Here is a 1,340-nt window from a genome sequence, read left to right as displayed (position 1 = left end):
AACCGAGGTAACCCCACAGTCGACTGTGTTTGTCTTTGCCGAGCCAGCAATAGTAAAAACCAACCATCGCCATGGTCATTGCCAACGTCAGTGCCATGTCTGTCATCACCGCACCCGCCGCAATTGAAAAGATGCCGCAGGTCGCCAATACCAACGCTGCGATGACTGCATTAAAGCCAGCGCGATGCGCCATGAAAGCAACAAAAACAATCGTCGCAACACCCGCTAACCAATGAGGTGCGCGCACTGCAAATTCATTCAATCCAAACAGCTCAATGCCGTAAGCACTCATCCACGTGAACAGGGGTGGCTTCCCCCAAAAAGGCACGCCGTAATCAAACTGTGGGGTAAGCCAATTGCCTGTTTCCACCATTAAGCGCGCCATTTCGCCGTAGCGGGCTTCTGTGGTGTCCATCAAAGGGTAAGCGGCAAGTGAAATAAGACGGAGTAAAAGAGCAAACGCCAACAACAACCACAGATGGGTTTTATTAATACTCATGATTACGCGGTTTCTCCCAGTTTAAACTTCATGGTTTGGATGGATTGATGTTTTGCAGGCTGCTCGTAAACAGACTGAACAAGATAAAGAGGACGTTGCTTGGTCTCGACAAAAATGCGGCCAATGTATTCGCCCAAAAGGCCAATCGACAGCAGTTGCACACCGCCCAAGGCAAGTTGGACGACCATCATGGATGGGTAGCCAGTGACAGGCTCACCAAATACAACAGTTTTCATCACTATGAATGCGCCATAGATAAAGGCACTGAACGCCACCAATGCACCGGCAAGTGTCGCTAAACGCAAAGGACGAATGGAAAACGAGGTAATACCGTCCATTGCAAGGCCAATCAGCTTGAGGTAGTTCCATTTGGTTTCACCACAGAAACGAGCGTCACGCTCAAACTGAACCGTCACTTGCTTGAAACCCGGCCAAGAAAAGATGCCTTTCATGTATCGGTTACGCTCTGGCAACGCATTGATGTGTTTAACCACTTTTGCGCTCAGTAAACGGAAATCGCCCACGTTCTCAGGCACATCCAATTTCGCCATGCTGTTAAGCACTTTATAAAAGCAAGCGGCCGAGAAGCGTTTGAACCAAGTTTCACCGTGGCGTTCGCTGCGCTGCATATTTACCACGTCATACCCTTCACGCCATTTTGATACCATTTGCGGGATCAACTCCGGCGGGTCTTGCAAGTCGGCATCAATCACGATCACCGCTTCACCTTGGCAGTGTTCCAGGCCAGCGCTCATGGCGGACTCTTTGCCGAAGTTACGGCTTAGTGCAATACAACGAACGTCGCTAGAAGATTGAGAAAAGTTTTGCGCGATCATTAGGC

Annotated in this window: 2 protein-coding genes; both read right to left on the bottom strand. The window is 49.7% G+C overall.

The window, feature by feature from the left end; genetic code table 11:
• Positions 1-499 (bottom strand): ArnT family glycosyltransferase (locus IQR33_RS33635; RefSeq protein ID WP_228014012.1); only part of this gene is annotated, 499 nt, incomplete at its 3' end.
• 2 nt (positions 500-501) lie between these two features.
• Positions 502-1,340, bottom strand: an 839-nt coding sequence (locus IQR33_RS19740; protein ID WP_193843957.1) for a glycosyltransferase family 2 protein, incomplete at its 5' end; no start/stop codon positions are given.

It is taken from the genome of Vibrio sp. OPT46 (genome assembly GCF_015163535.1).
GTDB classification, from domain to species: domain Bacteria; phylum Pseudomonadota; class Gammaproteobacteria; order Enterobacterales; family Vibrionaceae; genus Vibrio; species Vibrio alginolyticus.
Note: the sequence above shows the minus strand (reverse complement) of the source record. Positions and strands in the feature narration are given on the sequence as shown.